The sequence below is a fragment of the Bacteroidetes bacterium GWF2_43_63 genome (assembly GCA_001769275.1).
In the GTDB taxonomy this organism is placed as follows: Bacteria; Bacteroidota; Bacteroidia; order Bacteroidales; family DTU049; genus GWF2-43-63.
On sequence record MEOQ01000002.1, the window covers coordinates 13,055 to 28,609 of the forward strand.

Here is a 15,555-nt window from a genome sequence, read left to right on the forward strand (position 1 = left end):
GAATATGATTGTAGAAAAATTGTTCGAAACGCTGAACGCGCAGAAGCCATTTCCAGATTATATTATTCATCGGGGCTCTGTCTTTTCTGCCGTCGAAGATGCCGAAGGAGGCATTGGCATTGTTGCTGCGCCGGACATACCGGATGACATTGCCGAAGCGGATGAATATTTCAACCGTGTTACAATGCAGGCACGAATCAATGCCCGAGTAAACCGTATGAAGCCAGGTCTGACAGAAACCAGTTTAGTTGACCTTGTCTCTTCAAAAGCGCCGGGGAAAATTGTTATGGCAGGCTTCATCAGGCCGGTGTATGAGCAGTTATTGGCGGCTGGTTTTAACTGCCATGTATTTGACTTTAAAAAAGAAGCATCTGAATTGTTGCCATTACATTTAATGGACTCTTATCTCAGTGAAGCAGATGTTTTAATTACCACCGGAACTGTTTTCTCCAATGGCAGTATCGATACGATGTCAAAATTGCTGAAGAAAAGTGCAGATTTATATGTGATAGGTCCATCTTCTCCTTTATCACCTGAATTATTTGACTGGCTGCCGTCGCTTCAGGGAATCTTTGGCAGTGTTGTAAAGACAAAAAAAATACTCCCGAAAATCGATTCGGGAGCAGGGACAAGACAGTTGCACGAAGAACTGAAAAAAGTAGCGCTGCTGCGAATTGCTACATCTCAGGATAGGTCCTGATGGGAATAGTCAGCATCACATTCTGACGAACCTTGATTCCGTTCATCACAGCGGCATCAAACTTTAGCGTTTTAATGGCAGCAATAATTTGCTCATCAATGCCGTAACCAACTCCATGAACAATGGTGAATTCCTGCAGCTTACTATCGAAATTAACATCAAAGCTGACCAGGACTTCGTCTTTTATATTGGCTTTTTTTGCTTCTTCGCTGTAGTTAATGCCGGCATAGATGGTTTTGTACATCAAATCTTCGCCAACAGTACATTTAGCTTCAGCGGTGTAAACAACATCCATGTTCTGGGGGTCAGAATACTTGCTGCTGTCGCGGGTGGGATTGATTTGTGCCTGAGAAATCAGACCTGCACTTAAAAAAATAATTGCAAAAATTGTTCTCATGGTTGGGGGATTTATTATATTTGAATACTATTTCTCAACAACTCTGCCAGCTTCTACGAATGAAATCTGAAAATGTTTCTTTTAATAAGGCTTTATTGGCCTCTATTGCACTGATTTGCCTGCTTTTGGGTTCTGCAAAAGCTCAGAATTACAATGATTCACTACTTGATGGTGCATGGTCAGGCAATGCCGAAAAGGTGAAAAGGGCCATGCTCAACAAAGCTGATTTGAATTACACATTGCTGGACGGTGCAACTGCGCTGCATTATGCGTGCGGAAACAATAATTTGCTCATTGTAAAAACATTGGTGTCTGGCGGAGCTGCGGTAAACCTTCAGGACAAAAGCGGGCGCACGCCGTTGCATGTGGCTGCCGAAAACGGTAATGACAGCATCGGTGAGTTTTTAATTGTCAATGGAGGACTACTTAATGAAAAAAACAACGCGGGTTACACGCCTCTGATGATTGCTGTTGCAAGGGGGTTTTTCATTTTTTCAGACCTGTGTTTATATTATGGCAGCGACATTCGGATCAAAGCAAATGATTCGTCAACTGTTTGCCACTTGTCGGTGCATAATGGCAATTCACTTATTCTGCAATTACTCATCGACAATGGCGCTGAAGTAAATTCTTGTGACAAATCGGGCAAAACGCCGCTAGCCCTGGCGGTTTTATACAACGACACAGCCTGTACCGGAATTCTACTGCGGGCAGGAGCAGATATGTCACAGAAATGTTCAGCATTCACAGAAGAAAGTCTGATATCTGAGGCAATCAATAACGGATGTGATGCAACAGCGCAATATCTTTTAAAGCACGCAGCGTTCCGACAGAAATGCAACCTGCCACGAATGCGCGATAATGTGATTCGCCTCGACCACCGCGAAATGGTTCTGGCATTTAGAAATGACAGCATCCCATTGAGCTGGCGGCCTGTTTTTCAGGGAGTTCTTTTTAAGCCCGAATTATTCATTAATTTCCGCGACCATTTTATGGGCTTCAGCATGGGAACCATGGAAATGAAATCGAAGATTGGCTTTGAGTTTGGCCTGGCAACGCGTTTATGGAAGAAAAGAGTTTTGTATGACTATGAACCGGAAGGGGAGTTGCTCCAATTGCAGGAAAAGCGCGGGTTTGTCTATTTCGGACAATATAAAGCAATACGCCTTTTTCAAAAACGATATTCCGGATTGCAGATAGAACCCGGGATTCAGGAAACATTCACCTGGGCTCATTTTGACGGTATGGCAGCGCGTCCGTGGCGCGGCTGGACCATTTCCCCAGCGTTGGATGTTGTCTGGTTTGGTCATCACTGGAATGTTTCGCTTGGCGCAAGATACTTTGATTTCAATAACACACTGCCAGCTTTTTATTTTTCTCTCAGTGGTGGCTGGGTTATCCCTTTTAAAAACTAGAAAAATGAAACTATTCAAATATCTGGCATTGCTTCTTGTCGCTTTGTTTCCAGCATCTTGTGTTGATGACAATTATGATGACTGCGAAACGCAGGATTGTGTTTCTGTCTATCCGACAACTGGTACACTGACCGTGAAAGTAACGCCTAATTCATTGAATTCATCGGTCCCCATTCAAATATTTGCGGGTCATTACGATGACGGGGAATTGATACGCGAAGACACTTTATATTCTGACCGGCAAAACTATGTTTTTGCGCCGGGGATCTATTACTCGGTTGCAGCGAAATATCAGACTGAAAGTGGAGAAATAATAGTTGTTGATGGTGATAAAATAGAAGTGGTCACCAATACTGATTGTGATTCGGTTTGTTATTCAGTCAATGATGCCACCGTAAATTGCAAGTTGCATTATTAACCAGCAGTGGTATTTGACTAAAATGTTGTTTTCTGAACGCCGTACCGGGCTTGTATTTCCTTTGATTTGCAACCCTGCATCATCAGCACTACGCTAATGCATAATGCTGCAATAAGCAAAACAACACGCACTGCAGGTTTGTGCAGTCGATCCGGTTTGTTCATATAAAAATCACCTTTTGGTATTGTGATTTATAATAACTTCGAAATTGTCAGGGTTCCAGAAATTTGAGAATTTCATATGATCCTGCTGTTCATTCATTTTGTCCTTGAAAATATCAACGCCGAATTCATTTTTAAATATCATCCATGGCAATTCGGAGCAATAAAATGTAGATGAATCGGCAATATCAAAAGCGTGGTCAAAGGTGACCCGCTGACTCATATAATCAAGTGCTTTTTCGCTGATTCTGCTTCTTGTGGAGTCGTTGGCGTCTTTAAAACGAACTACCATGATTGAGTTGCGCTGACTGTCGCGGATAAATCGCGGGAAAGTCTGCTCCTGGACTCCATCCCAGGGCGACAATGACTGCGAAACACAGTGAATTATCCGGAAACCATGAGAAGCTGTGTCGCTTTTTACCAGTACTGCGACATGCGACACATGATTTTCTTCGTTCATTGAATTGGCAATTGCATCGCTGACGAGCCCATAGCCATGACGTAAAATCAAATCACCGTCTTTCAGCATCGCGTATTCGTCAGGAGTCAGGTCGTATGATTCATATTGCTGCTTTTGTTCGCTTCGCAGGTCATAGGTAGACAGAAACAAAACAAAAGCAGCAATGAATATCAGGATTGTTAGAAGTCCCTTCTTCATTGCTGCTATATGTAAAAGAGCTAAAACTTATTCAGCAACTTCTTCAGTTACATCATCAGTAGCTGTGCTGTCGCTTTCCATGTCAACTTCTTCGGTATCATCACCACCAGTGGTTTCTTTTGGGAAACTGGCAACTTTCCATGCGCCGTCAACTTTTTTCAGATCGATGTTGCCATCTTTACCATCTTGTTTGTAAGTACAAGAAGCTGCATCTTCTTTAGTGTCGCATTTCATGTTTTCGATTTTTACTTCTTTAGCTTCGGGTTTTTCGCCGCCCATTTCGCTCATTGAAGCAAAGCTTTCGAGAGTTTCGATAGTTTTTACTGCATCGCCAGTAGCAAGTTCTTTAGCATCTTTGAATTCGCTTTTTGCAATGTGGGTAAGGAATTTTTCGGCCACTTTTTCAGGAGTGTCGGCTCCACCACCACAACTTGTGAATGCGAAAGCAATAACTGCTGCTGCGAGAACGCTGAAAATCTTTTTCATTGTTTTTGGTTTTTGGTTAGTAATTGAAATTTGGTTTTCATTGCAAAAATATACAAAAATCCTGATGTGACAAAAAATATTTTACTTTTAGGCATGTTTTACTTGGATTTAATTGCTAAATTACTTCAAAATAAGGAGTTGCCAGGAAGCGAAGCTCATGCTGGCATGATGCCTAAAGGTCGCTCTCTGACTATGTTTGCTAAAGAAGAGCCCGTTGTCCACAGTGCTGTTCTTCTTCTTTTATTTAATGAGGGGGATTCAACTCGGATCATTTTTATCAAACGGGCTGAATATGAGGGTATCCACAGCGGACAAATTGCATTCCCCGGTGGAAGAGCCGAACCTGAAGATGCTAACTTCTGGCAGACTGCGGTAAGAGAAACAATGGAAGAAACGGGTATAAAACAGCCAGTTACGTATTTGGGGCACTTGTCAGATCTGTATGTCCCTCTGTCGGGTTATTTGATTCATCCATTTGTGGGATACATTGCAGAACGACCTGTTTATGAACCAGACATTCATGAGGTTAGTGAGGTATTTGATGAGGATTTGGCCTGGTTTGGCAATACCAACGCAAAAGGCGTATTTCGCTATAAATCAGGTATTTTGCCAGGTGTTGCGCCCTGTTTTTATTCGAATCAGCATATCATTTGGGGTGCTACTGCAATGATTTTCAACGAATTTTTAATACTTTTGCGAAATAACGGGGACTTATAATTATTATTCGGATGAAATTTTTTACTCTTGCTGCTGCTGCTGTAATCAGCACCGGAATTTTTGTATCATGTTTCGACAAAGGTGATCATCCGGCCGATTTCAGCTATGAAGAAATCGAACTGATCAATTCCGGCCAAAGCGGCGAAATGATGCGGGTTCTCAATTTTTTCGTCTATGAGGATTCCACTATTTTGCGCGAAAACAGCGGGAACGTAAATGAATTCGGCTCGTTTTACCTGAGATTATTAATGGACCGAATGTATAAAACCGTTACCAATCCGGCCAATGCTGGCGTAGGCATTGCTGCTCCGCAAGTGGGGGTGAGTAAAAGAGTCATTTGGGTGAAGCGATACGATAAATCAGGTGCTCCATTCGAATGTTACCTGAATTCTTATATCACTGCATATTCCGATACCTTCAAATTGCGTGCTGATGGATGTCTGAGTATCCCCGGGGTTTCGCAATCTTCGTGGAGGGCAATCTGGGTCGATGTTTCGTACGATTTATCAGATGGGACGCATCATTCAGAGCGCATCACGCATCAGTACACATCTCATATATTCCAGCATGAAATTGATCATCTGGATGGGGTTGTTTTTTTGGATCGAACGGAGTTGCCGTAGCAGTTGTTAAAGTAAGAAAAACGAGTTGTTATTTTGAAGATTTATGCATCATTCGAGCAGAGATTTTATTGATTGTTACTATCGGTTAATTAATTTGTTCCCAGGTGAAAAAAAACGATTAACTACTGAGTATTTAAAATATTCATTACTTGAAAAAAAAAGTATTCGCATTTCAATCCTGATTTTCACTGGAATAATTGCACTTGCATTTCTTGCACCATTAGTACCGCCAAGGTCTTCTTTTATTCCAACACCTGGTGAAATTTCGTGGCATCCGGTAGAAAGTGCTGAGGAATATTGGTCATTTGTACGAATTTCAGTTGTGTCTGGAATAATTCTTTTTTCCCTTGTTTTTATTCCTGTATATTTAAGAAATACAATTGACATATCTTCAAAAAGAAAGCTTACTGGCACATTCTTAATAACCGGCTATTATCGTTTGTTTTGTTGCGGATTAATATTTATAAATGGGTGGCGATTGTTTTCCATTAGTAAACATCACCGAAAGTATTTTTCCATCAAGCCAGGACACATTATCACAATCAATAGGACAATTACATTTCGGGTAATTGATTACTACATCAGAGATGAGAATCAATTCAAAAATGAAATTTAATCGTTATTTCAGCTTTTTCAGCGCGTCAACTCTTTTTGTAATTCCATCCAGATGCTGTTCCTCCGTATATGACGGGTCGCGCATATCGGAATAGGTTTTGCATGGCAGCTGATCGCACTGGCCACAATGAGCGTAGTTATGTTCATCGGTGCAGCATTTGTGCAGCGGACATTTATCCATGTTGTAATGAACAGCCCAGAAAATTTTTCCTTTGCTTGCAACGCAACCCTGACATTGTTTTTTATATTCGGGACAAGTGCTGCAATCGATTCCGCAGATGCTGATGGTGGAGGTCATGTGTAATTGTTTTTCAAAAGTAAAGATACACTAATAATTATCCTTGTATTTCCCCTTCTTGTAATTTTTCAACATTTTTCCGAAGTCCTTGTCTTTCTTTTTTCGCTCTGCTTCGGTCGATTCGTAATGTTCTTTTTCTTTTTCGAGTTTTAGGAAATTTTCAAGCGCAGCCGGATCGATGTCCCCGTTTTCAACAGCGGCAACAACAGCACATCCGCTCTCACTGGTGTGGGTGCAATCCTTGAACCGGCATTGCTTAGCCAATTGGACAATTTCATCAAAAGTGGCTTCCAGTCCGGCCGACGCGTTGGCTATGCCTACTTCCTTCATGCCCGGATTATCAATCATCAATGCCCCATTTGGCAGCACAAACATTTCGCGGTGCGTGGTGGTATGGCGGCCTTTATTTGTACTGTCGCTCAGGGTACTTGTTTTCATTGTTTCAACGCCAGTGAGATGATTAAGTAAAGTCGATTTTCCGGCGCCCGACGAGCCCAGCATGCAATAGGTTTTGCCTTTTTGCAAAAACTTTTTTAGCTCATCATAACCTTGTTGAGTATCGCTGCTGACCGCGCAAACTGGAATATCCCCGATGCGTTGAACAATGTTCTTGGTCAGTTCTGAAATATGGTTTTCATCAAAGAGATCAGTTTTAGTAATCACCACAATTGGCTTTATCGCTGAGTTGTAGCAGATGGTAAGATACCGTTCGAGTCTATTAATATTGAAATCACGATCGGCGCCCTGAACCAGCAATGCATAATCAACATTGGCGGCAATAATCTGAATGTCGCCTTCAGAGCCAATAGCCTGACGTTGAATGACTGAAGAGCGTGGAAATATTTTATGAATCAGCGCTGAGCCCGAATCGTAAAGGGTGGCTGCAACCCAGTCTCCAACTGCAGGGAAGTCTTCGCGGCCACAGGCCGAAAAGCGCATATTGCCTGTGATTTCGGCTTCGCATTCACCTTGGTCAGATACAATAATATATCTTTCCTTATGTTCCGCAATCACGCGCGCCACGCTGAATTCCATCAGGTTGTTGTCTTTTCTGAATTGCTCCAGTGTTTCGTTATAACCGTAATCTTCCGGTTTCATTTTGAACATATTTTATTCAGAGCAAAAGTACGGAGAAATTGAAATTTAAAATTATTCAAATGAAATTGACACATGCTGGGCGTAGTCTGAATTGAAAAATCTGTTGATGATTTCTCGAAATTCAAACTTCAGAGCAAAAACAACATTCCACCGTCCGATGCGACGAAGGAGCTGAAGGACATGGAACCGTTGTTTTTGCAATTGTTACGACGGTTCCATGTTCCGGCTCAAAAGCATGGAAGAATTCCATATTACTGGCCGGAACGGTGGAATGTCGTAACAAACCGCTATTTCGAGACTGCCTTGTCAATTAATACTTTAAAGACTACGCCCAGCCTCGATTCAGCCATTTATATAGCATTTTTAATTACGTTTGCATCTTCAATTATAAGCAAATGACCTCCAACGAAACAATCAATGGCAGCACGCAATTCTACGACAACGATTATGTAAACTGTATCTTTCGAGACTGCGGTTTTGCCGGGCACGATTTAAGTAAATTCAATTTTGAGTCCTGTGAATTTGTTGGCTGCGATCTGACCATGTGCAAAATGGAAAACACTGTATATTCCGAAGTGGTCTTTACTGATTGCAAGCTGCAGGGCGTTGAGTTTGGTAAATGCTCGAAGTATGTTTTTTCAGTGACTTTTGAAAAATGTCATTTGAATTACGTGGTATTTATGAAACACAATCTGAAGAAAATTAAATTCAGTCATTGCTCAATACGCGAAGCATTTTTTGCTGAAAGCGATCTGACTCAGGCGGTGTTTGACAATTGCGATCTCGATATGACCAATTTTGAGCGCTGCAATTTGTCTGGATGCGACTTCCGCACCTCCTGGAATTATATTATTTTCCCTTCGCAAAATAAATTGAAGAAAGCGAAATTCGCCTATCCCGGCGTGCTTGGGCTGCTGGCTGATTTGGATATTGTTGTGGAGTAACGAACTCTGAACAAGGAACAAGGACTCGAGAAGGGCGAAATGAAAGAGGTCAAGGTTAAGGTTAAGCGGCGACGCCGTCAGAGAAGCTACGAAGTTCAAATTGCGCCAACGGCGCTGTCGATATTCGCCCGAGGCGTAGTCCCGGGCATACAATAAAAGCGCGAAGCGCCAGAAAAGGAGCATGGTCCAGCGTCGCGCTGACGCAAGATCCTTCATCAGCACAGGTGAGACGCGCGCTTATTTGCAAGGTGGGCTTATTGAGCTCTTGAATATTTATTATATTCTTTCTCCAAAAGCTCTCTGCTGATGGCGCGGCCATGGCCCGGAAGAAAAGTGGCGCAGCCTGTATCCAGTAATTTACGCCAGCTGCGGAGCATTTCGGGAATGTCGTCGGCAAAAGGTGGAAAAATATTTCCGCGGAAAATCCCGAACATCGCATCGCCCACAATGGCTACTTCATCATCGACTATAAGACTGATGGAATCGGCTGAATGGCCTGGCGTTAAAATGATTTTTATTCCGGGAAAATCCGATGAGATAATGCAGTCTTCTGAAATAATTGTGTCAGCGCGAAAAGGGTTGTAACTGAAATTATTTTTGAAAAATGCATGTGCAGTTGCTGTAAGAAAACGGGTTAAATTATTTGTTCCGCGCGGAAGTTTTGTATAGCCTGCAGCAATGGAAGAAACAGCTTTATCAGAAACAATGATATTGCATGAATACCGCTCCAAAAGCTCTTTTGCCGACTGGCAGTGATCGTAGTGCGTATGCGTAAGAAATAAATATTGAAGTGAGTTTCCATTGTTCAAAACCGAACTCAAATTTTCAAGGAGTTGGTTTCTGGATTTCTTTTTTCCTGAATCAACCAACAACGAGAAATCATCTTTCATTACAAGCCAGGCGTTGCTGCGACTTGGTATTGCCTGTAAAATCCGAAAGCCGTTTTTTGTTGTCAGGTTGTACATGATTGTGATAATAAAGAAATTTGTGATTATTTCAAGCGTTGCACAATGACGGATTGAAATTCCGAATTGCCTGTTTCCATGCGGCTTACATTGAATGATTCTTCATCCAGAAATTCTTCAATAAATGGCAGATCGGGTGCATAATGAAAGCATCCACCGATTTTCAACGAGGCGAGAATTTGCATATACGTTTTTGCGTATTCAATAAAATTTCCATCCTGCCTGAAATGATGATGTCGGAAATGATTTGAAAATCCAAGATGGCTTGTTATGGTACCCCATTTATTGACCCCATAATCAAATAAAAGCCAGTCGGATTCTGCTATCGAGACTTCGGTCGAAGGGAATCGGTCAATTCCATAAGCATCAATGCCGTTTTTACGCAGGTGTTTCACAAGCGAATAGTCTTTGCCACATCCGATATCGAGTAGGGGTTGCATTAGCGTAGCAGCATCGATTCGAAGTACATTCAACTGAAAGGCCTCGCTGTATTCGGAACACGCAACCGCCTCGATGGTTTCTTCATTTGGAATATTTATTTTCGCAGCAAATGGATTTGTTTTTGTCAGCCAGTTTCGCAGATTGTTATAATGGGCGTCAGAGATTGCGTTTACTGATTGGCTGGAATTCCGGATTTCGGAAAATAACTTTTTATAAAGCTGGCGCAGCTCTTCAACGGCCTGATTGCTGAATGTGTAATACTGGTTTATTCTGTAAAACTCGTTCAGCACTTTGTTTACGGTATATTCAACGAGAACATCTTCTGCTTCGGCTGAAATTTTATTCGGTTTGCTGCAAAACAAAATCGTTTCCTGAATAAAGCGCAGCGAAGAGTTTTGCCCGTTTGCAAAGAGGTTTTTCCCTTCGTTGAATTGAATTTGCTGATCAATATTTTTGAAGATGTCTTTCATAGATGTTTGCGGGCATTTTGAAACAGATGAAAAACAGTGTTTCTTTATTAGAAAATGTCTGTTTCAGATCAGTAACGGCAAAAGTACAACTTTCAGTTGCGCAGGGCTGATTTCCCAGGTTATTTTATTACTTGTTTCTATTAGAAAAACGCAGATCAAATGATGATATAATTCCTTCTTTGCCAGAACCTACTGTTATTTCACATTTCAAACTCCTTGCGTGTGAATATTTTGACTACCTTTGCACCCCCGAAATTGATGTGTTTTACAGCGGATTATAGAGTGAATGGTCCCAACGAGCGCAAGAGAGAGGGACTTATTTAACAAAATTGTATGGAATTTATCGAAACAAACCTGAGTCAGCCCCTGCTGTTAGCAGTAGAGGAATTGGGTTTTAAAACACTGACTCCAATTCAGGAAAAAACAATTAAACTGATTCTTGAAAACAGCCATGATATGATCGGGCTGGCCGAGACCGGAACCGGAAAAACGGCAGCATTCGGATTACCATTACTCGAAAAAACCGATATTGCTGATAAATCAGTTCAAACCATCATCCTGAGCCCGACTCGTGAGCTTTGTATGCAGATAGCCAAAGACCTTGAGAACTATGCGAAGTTTATGCAAGGTGTTCACATCACTGCGGTGTATGGTGGTGCAAGCATTGACACACAGATTTCTAAACTGAAAAGAGGCTCCCACATTATCGTTGGTACGCCTGGAAGAACTGTCGACCTGATAAAAAGAAGAGCGCTAAAACTCAACAATGTCCGCTATCTCGTTCTCGACGAGGCCGATGAAATGCTGAACATGGGCTTCAAGGAAGATCTCGATTTCATTCTGGAACAAACACCCGCTGAAAAGCAAACCTTATTGTTTTCGGCAACCATGCCACGCGAAATCCGCAATATTGCTGAGACCTACATGAACAGTCCGGAGGAAGTTTCGGTGGGAAAAAGAAATATGGGCGCTGAAAATGTATCGCATCAGTTTTATGTAACACATGCCAAAGACAGATATGTAGCGCTTAAGCGTATAGTTGACATCAATCCAAAAATTTACGGAATCATTTTCTGCCGCACCCGTACCGAAACGAAAGAAGTGGCCGATAAACTGATTCAGGATGGATATAATGCGGATGCTCTGCACGGTGATCTTTCACAGTCGCAGCGCGATTTTGTAATGAACCGTTTCAGAATAAAACATCTTCAGTTGCTCATTGCTACTGACGTTGCTGCACGCGGACTCGATGTGGACAATCTGACACACGTAATCAACTACAATCTTCCGGATGAGCTCGAAGCTTACATTCACCGCAGCGGCCGTACCGGACGTGCAGGTCGTAAAGGGGTTTCCATATCATTGCTTCACACACGCGAAACCCGCAAGGTGAGAGATCTTGAGCGTATGGTTGGAAAGCAGTTTGAACGCAAAATGGTTCCCAGTGGATTTGATGTCTGCGAAAAACAGCTGTTCAATTTTGTTGACCGTGTTGAAAATATTGAAGTAGATGAAAAACAGATTGAGCAATATCTGGCCCCGATTTACAAAAAACTCGACTGGCTCCAAAGAGATGATTTGATCAAGCATTTTGTTTCAGTTGAATTTAACCGCTTTCTTGAATATTACAAAAACGCACCGGATCTCAATGCCAATGTTGACATGTCGAGAGACGGAAAATTCGGACGCGATAGCCGCGATAGCCGCGACGGACGTGACCGCAGAGATAGCCGTGACAGCCGCGATGGCCGCGATCGCAGAGACAGCCGCGATGACAGAGGTCCACGCGACGACAGAGGTCCCCGTGATGACAGAGGTCCGCGTGAAGACAGGCCTAAAAGAGATCGTTCAATGGCGTATAGCCGTTTCTTTATAAATGTCGGCGAGAAAGACGGACTCTCAGTTCCACGCATGATTGGTCTTATCAATGATTATTGCCGTCGTCGTGATATTCCCATCGGGAAAATTGACGTTCTGCGAAAATTCTCATTCTTCGAAGTTGACACACAATTCGAAAGTCATGTGTTGAGTTCATTTGCCAGTTCCGATTTCAATGGAACACCCCTTGAGGTGACCCTTTCGAAACCTGACACACATGGTTCAACTGACAGTGCCAAGCCAGCTTACAGTGGAAAGAAAAAATCTTTCGGCGACGATAAGCCATGGACGAAAGACAAGAAAGCGAGCACCACAAAAAGGCGCCGGGTTTAAATCCTTACAGCTTGTCGAAGATTATACTTCGGCAAGCTGATTATTTTACCCAGAAGCTAGCATCAGTCACATCTGCATAACGGAATACAAAACCATCCTGCTGCAGGTTTGCAGGGATTGCTTTTTGGCCTTCGAGTACCAACGACGATCTTTTGCCGAGCATAAATTTTAATATGAAAGCTGGCACAGCAAGGATTGCAGGCCGGTGTAATGCTTTTGCAAATGCGTTTGTGAATTGCTTATTGCTAATCATTTTTGGTGATACCAGATTGTATATTTTGGATGGCATTTCTTGCGAGAGTATATGAAGAATGGCGCTACAAACATCACAAATATGAATGAATGGAAATGGCTGTTTGCCGCTTCCCATATGACTTCCAAGACATAGCGCAAATAATGGTTTCAGCTTTTTCAGCAAGCCTCCATTCATTCCAAGTACCACCGCTAATCTTATAATAGTACGTTTTGTAGTCGCTGGAACATTGCCTGCAGCAGCTTCCCAGCTTGAGCAGACCTCTGCAAGAAAATCGTTTGCGAAGAAAACACTTTGCTCATTGTGTACATGAACGGTATCGTAAATTCCTATAGCTGAAGTGCTGATAAAGCGCTCAGGTGGCAGTTTGCAGAGTGATATGGCTTTAGCAATTGTTATGGCTGAAAGTACTCGGCTATTCACAATTTCGGCTTTGTATTTTGCGGTCCACCGCTTGTTGATTGTAGCTCCGGCCAGATTGATTACGGCAAAACCCCCTTCAATTATTTTCGAAAGTTCAGTCGGATTATTTTGATATTGCGAGCGCGAAAGCACGGTAACGTGATAGCCAGCCGATTGCAATTCTTTTGAGAGTGCTTGACCAATAAACCCGTTGCCACCGGCAATAAAGATTTTTTTATTGAACGAGGTATCCATCGCGCATATGAATCTGACGGTCGGAAAGCTGCGCCAAATCTGGATTGTGAGTAATTATCACAAAAGTCTGATTCATTTCATTTCGCAGTTTCAGAAACAACTCGTGCAATTCGCGGGCATGGTCTGAATCGAGGTTGCCGCTGGGCTCATCGGCCAGTATTACATCTGGATCATTGATTAGAGCGCGTGCTACGGCTACTCTTTGCTGCTCACCGCCTGACAATGCGGATGGTTTATGTGTCATCCGATCCTGAAGTCCCAGTGTAATTAAAAGTTTTTCAGCTTTTTCAGCCGCCACATTTTTATTCATTCCTCCAATATATGCAGGAATACAAACATTTTCGAGTGCTGTAAATTCAGGTAACAAATGATGAAACTGAAAAACAAAACCAATATGTTTATTGCGAAAGTTATTGAGTTTGCGCTCTCCCAGCGAGAATACATCGATGCCATCGTAAAGAATCTGGCCACTGTCGGGTTTATCGAGTGTTCCCATGATGTGCAGCAATGTCGTTTTTCCGGCTCCGGATGCGCCGAGAATGGAAATGATTTCATTTTTCTGAATGGTCAAGTCAATGCCTTTCAGCACCTGCAAATGTCCAAATGATTTCCGGATATCTTTTATTTCTATCGACATCAGTTTATTTTTTCAAGTCCGTATTTGTCGTGTATCACTTTATTGTCAACCAGATCGCGCATTTCAACAAAAAGTTTTCCGCGTTTAAAACTGTAACAAATATAAACTGAATTCATCTGGTTCATGTTGCCAAAAACTGCTCTTCGAGCAGTGCAACGAGTTAATGGCAATGTCTTCAGTTCTTCAATAATATATTTGCCCATCGTGGATTTATACATCATCTTGCCATCCACTTCGCTGACTTTAATATTTTCCTGAAAAGCGGTATCTCCTTTCAGGATAAGCAAACTTGTTCCACTCATGGCTCCTGGTGCGGAATTCCATTTCTCAATAACATGCACTCCCTGATCTTCGTATTGCCAGTTTCCTTGCAAAAACTCCAGTTTTTTAAGGGCCTTGGATGGATTTTTAGCAACATTGCAAGAGGAGAGAAGGCCGATTAATAGTAAAGGTAGAAGCGCCTTTTTCATTGTAATTTTTTTCAAACTTACGAAAAAGTATTGAATCGGATAAATTCCGTTCAGTAACCCTCACCTGACTTCGCTACCAGGGCACCTGAATTTGTTTTTCAAATTTGTTTTAGACAAAAGCAATAGATTAATTAATTGCATGTAAAAATCCCGACCTGCAGCGCAGGTCAAATAATAATAGCCCGACCGTAGGTCGGGTTATATGCAAACGCCAAAGCCGACCCTGAAGGGGTCGAATCCAGATTAAATGAAGTCAGATTAAATCAAATACCGCTCATCAAAATCAATTTCATTTTCAATCAGGAGATTTTTCAGCTCCTCATAAAAGCTAATTTTCTTATGGTGTTCCTGTTGATTTGAAACATATCTGATTAGATTTTCTTTTGCTGAATATGTATAAGTAAATGCACCATACCCTTCCTGCCATCCATCAAACATGGGGAACAATTTTTTTGTGCGGATAAATGATGATGTTGACAATTTCATATCCTTTATCAAGTCCGATAAAGAGACCGATGGATGCAACGAAAATAAAACGTGCACATGATCTGCTGTACCGTTGATTGCATACACAAAACATTTTTTATTTCGCAATACCGTAGCGAGATATTTATGAAAAACCTCCCGGTTTGGAGCTGTTATGACCGGCACTCTTAGTCTGGGTCCAAATACGACCTGATAGAGAATTTGAGAAAATCTGTCCATATGATTTTAACTTGATATGCAAATATAGATTACAGAAATTGCTTTATTCGGTTATTAAACGTTTATTGTCGAATATAAATGTTTGTAATTATTTGTTGTCGTTTTCGTTGTATTCGGCCCCTGCAGGGCCGTTTATTATTATTTCTATTCACATCCGGCTTACGCCGGACGCTATTACTATTCGACTTCCTCCGGAAGTCAGAGTTGCATAAAAAC

At 42.0% G+C, this 15,555-nt stretch carries 19 protein-coding genes; 7 read left to right on the forward strand and 12 right to left on the reverse strand.

The features are described 5' to 3' along the window. Positions 1–4: 4 nt before the first annotated feature. Positions 5–700: a hypothetical protein gene (locus A2W93_12345; protein ID OFY56456.1), complete on the forward strand. Its 696-nt coding sequence runs from the start codon at positions 5–7 to the stop codon at positions 698–700. Here the strand turns inward: A2W93_12345 and A2W93_12350 are convergent. After that, complete coding sequence (locus tag A2W93_12350; protein OFY56457.1) at positions 678–1,097, reverse strand: hypothetical protein; 420 nt, start codon at positions 1,095–1,097, stop codon at positions 678–680. The two genes, A2W93_12345 and A2W93_12350, sit on opposite strands and share 23 nt — an antisense overlap. A gap of 59 nt (positions 1,098–1,156) precedes the next feature. Here A2W93_12350 and A2W93_12355 point away from each other — a divergent pair, with 59 nt between their 5' ends. Both A2W93_12355 and A2W93_12360 read left to right on the forward strand, forming a co-directional pair. After that, positions 1,157–2,512, forward strand: a complete 1,356-nt coding sequence (locus A2W93_12355; protein ID OFY56458.1) for a hypothetical protein — start codon at positions 1,157–1,159, stop codon at positions 2,510–2,512. A 4-nt stretch (positions 2,513–2,516) separates the two neighbouring features. Beyond that, positions 2,517–2,930 (forward strand): hypothetical protein, encoded by a 414-nt coding sequence (locus A2W93_12360; GenBank protein OFY56459.1) that lies wholly within the window; start codon positions 2,517–2,519, stop codon positions 2,928–2,930. Positions 2,931–3,101: 171 nt separating this feature from the next. Here the strand turns inward: A2W93_12360 and A2W93_12365 are convergent, their stop codons facing one another. Next, positions 3,102–3,749, reverse strand: coding sequence for a hypothetical protein (locus A2W93_12365; GenBank protein OFY56460.1), 648 nt, complete (start codon positions 3,747–3,749; stop codon positions 3,102–3,104). A gap of 27 nt (positions 3,750–3,776) precedes the next feature. Next, positions 3,777–4,235, reverse strand: coding sequence for a hypothetical protein (locus A2W93_12370; GenBank protein OFY56461.1), 459 nt, complete (start codon positions 4,233–4,235; stop codon positions 3,777–3,779). Positions 4,236–4,265: 30 nt separating this feature from the next. On the opposite strand from A2W93_12370, the gene A2W93_12375 reads away from it, so the two are divergent. Further along, complete coding sequence (locus tag A2W93_12375) at positions 4,266–4,952, forward strand: hypothetical protein (GenBank protein OFY56462.1); 687 nt, start codon at positions 4,266–4,268, stop codon at positions 4,950–4,952. A gap of 11 nt (positions 4,953–4,963) precedes the next feature. Next, positions 4,964–5,575 carry a hypothetical protein gene (locus A2W93_12380; protein OFY56463.1) on the forward strand — a complete coding sequence of 204 codons (612 nt, stop codon included), beginning with the start codon at positions 4,964–4,966 and terminating at the stop codon, positions 5,573–5,575. 78 nt (positions 5,576–5,653) lie between these two features. Here the strand turns inward: A2W93_12380 and A2W93_12385 are convergent, their stop codons facing one another. From A2W93_12385 to A2W93_12395, 3 genes are all read right to left on the reverse strand, one after another. Next, positions 5,654–5,962, reverse strand: coding sequence for a hypothetical protein (locus tag A2W93_12385; protein ID OFY56464.1), 309 nt, complete (start codon positions 5,960–5,962; stop codon positions 5,654–5,656). Positions 5,963–6,194: 232 nt separating this feature from the next. Then, positions 6,195–6,488, reverse strand: coding sequence for a hypothetical protein (locus tag A2W93_12390; GenBank protein OFY56465.1), 294 nt, complete (start codon positions 6,486–6,488; stop codon positions 6,195–6,197). A gap of 30 nt (positions 6,489–6,518) precedes the next feature. Then, on the reverse strand, positions 6,519–7,586 hold the full coding sequence (locus tag A2W93_12395) for a ribosome small subunit-dependent GTPase A (protein OFY56491.1): 1,068 nt from the start codon (positions 7,584–7,586) through the stop codon (positions 6,519–6,521). 395 nt (positions 7,587–7,981) lie between these two features. On the opposite strand from A2W93_12395, the gene A2W93_12400 reads away from it, so the two are divergent. Next, positions 7,982–8,530: a hypothetical protein gene (locus A2W93_12400; GenBank protein ID OFY56466.1), complete on the forward strand. Its 549-nt coding sequence runs from the start codon at positions 7,982–7,984 to the stop codon at positions 8,528–8,530. A gap of 254 nt (positions 8,531–8,784) precedes the next feature. Here the strand turns inward: A2W93_12400 and A2W93_12405 are convergent, their stop codons facing one another. Both A2W93_12405 and A2W93_12410 read right to left on the reverse strand, forming a co-directional pair. Further along, a complete protein-coding gene (locus A2W93_12405) occupies positions 8,785–9,495 on the reverse strand; it encodes a hypothetical protein (protein ID OFY56467.1) in 711 nt (236 codons plus the stop codon). 26 nt (positions 9,496–9,521) lie between these two features. Beyond that, positions 9,522–10,406 carry a hypothetical protein gene (locus A2W93_12410; protein OFY56468.1) on the reverse strand — a complete coding sequence of 295 codons (885 nt, stop codon included), beginning with the start codon at positions 10,404–10,406 and terminating at the stop codon, positions 9,522–9,524. Between the two features lie 333 nt (positions 10,407–10,739). On the opposite strand from A2W93_12410, the gene A2W93_12415 reads away from it, so the two are divergent. After that, positions 10,740–12,617, forward strand: coding sequence for a DEAD/DEAH box helicase (locus tag A2W93_12415; GenBank protein OFY56469.1), 1,878 nt, complete (start codon positions 10,740–10,742; stop codon positions 12,615–12,617). Positions 12,618–12,657: 40 nt separating this feature from the next. Here A2W93_12415 and A2W93_12420 read toward each other — a convergent pair whose 3' ends face one another. From A2W93_12420 to A2W93_12435, 4 genes are all read right to left on the reverse strand, one after another. Further along, entirely contained in the window at positions 12,658–13,527 is an 870-nt protein-coding gene (locus A2W93_12420) for a TIGR01777 family protein (GenBank protein ID OFY56470.1), read from the reverse strand. Continuing rightward, complete coding sequence (locus A2W93_12425; protein ID OFY56471.1) at positions 13,508–14,164, reverse strand: lipoprotein ABC transporter ATP-binding protein; 657 nt, start codon at positions 14,162–14,164, stop codon at positions 13,508–13,510. The genes A2W93_12420 and A2W93_12425 overlap by 20 nt, the downstream gene beginning before the upstream one ends. Beyond that, positions 14,164–14,634, reverse strand: coding sequence for a hypothetical protein (locus A2W93_12430; protein ID OFY56472.1), 471 nt, complete (start codon positions 14,632–14,634; stop codon positions 14,164–14,166). Before A2W93_12430 ends, A2W93_12425 begins: the two co-directional genes overlap by 1 nt. Before the next feature lie 258 nt (positions 14,635–14,892). Next, entirely contained in the window at positions 14,893–15,339 is a 447-nt protein-coding gene (locus A2W93_12435) for a transposase (protein ID OFY56473.1), read from the reverse strand. Positions 15,340–15,555: the final 216 nt, after the last annotated feature.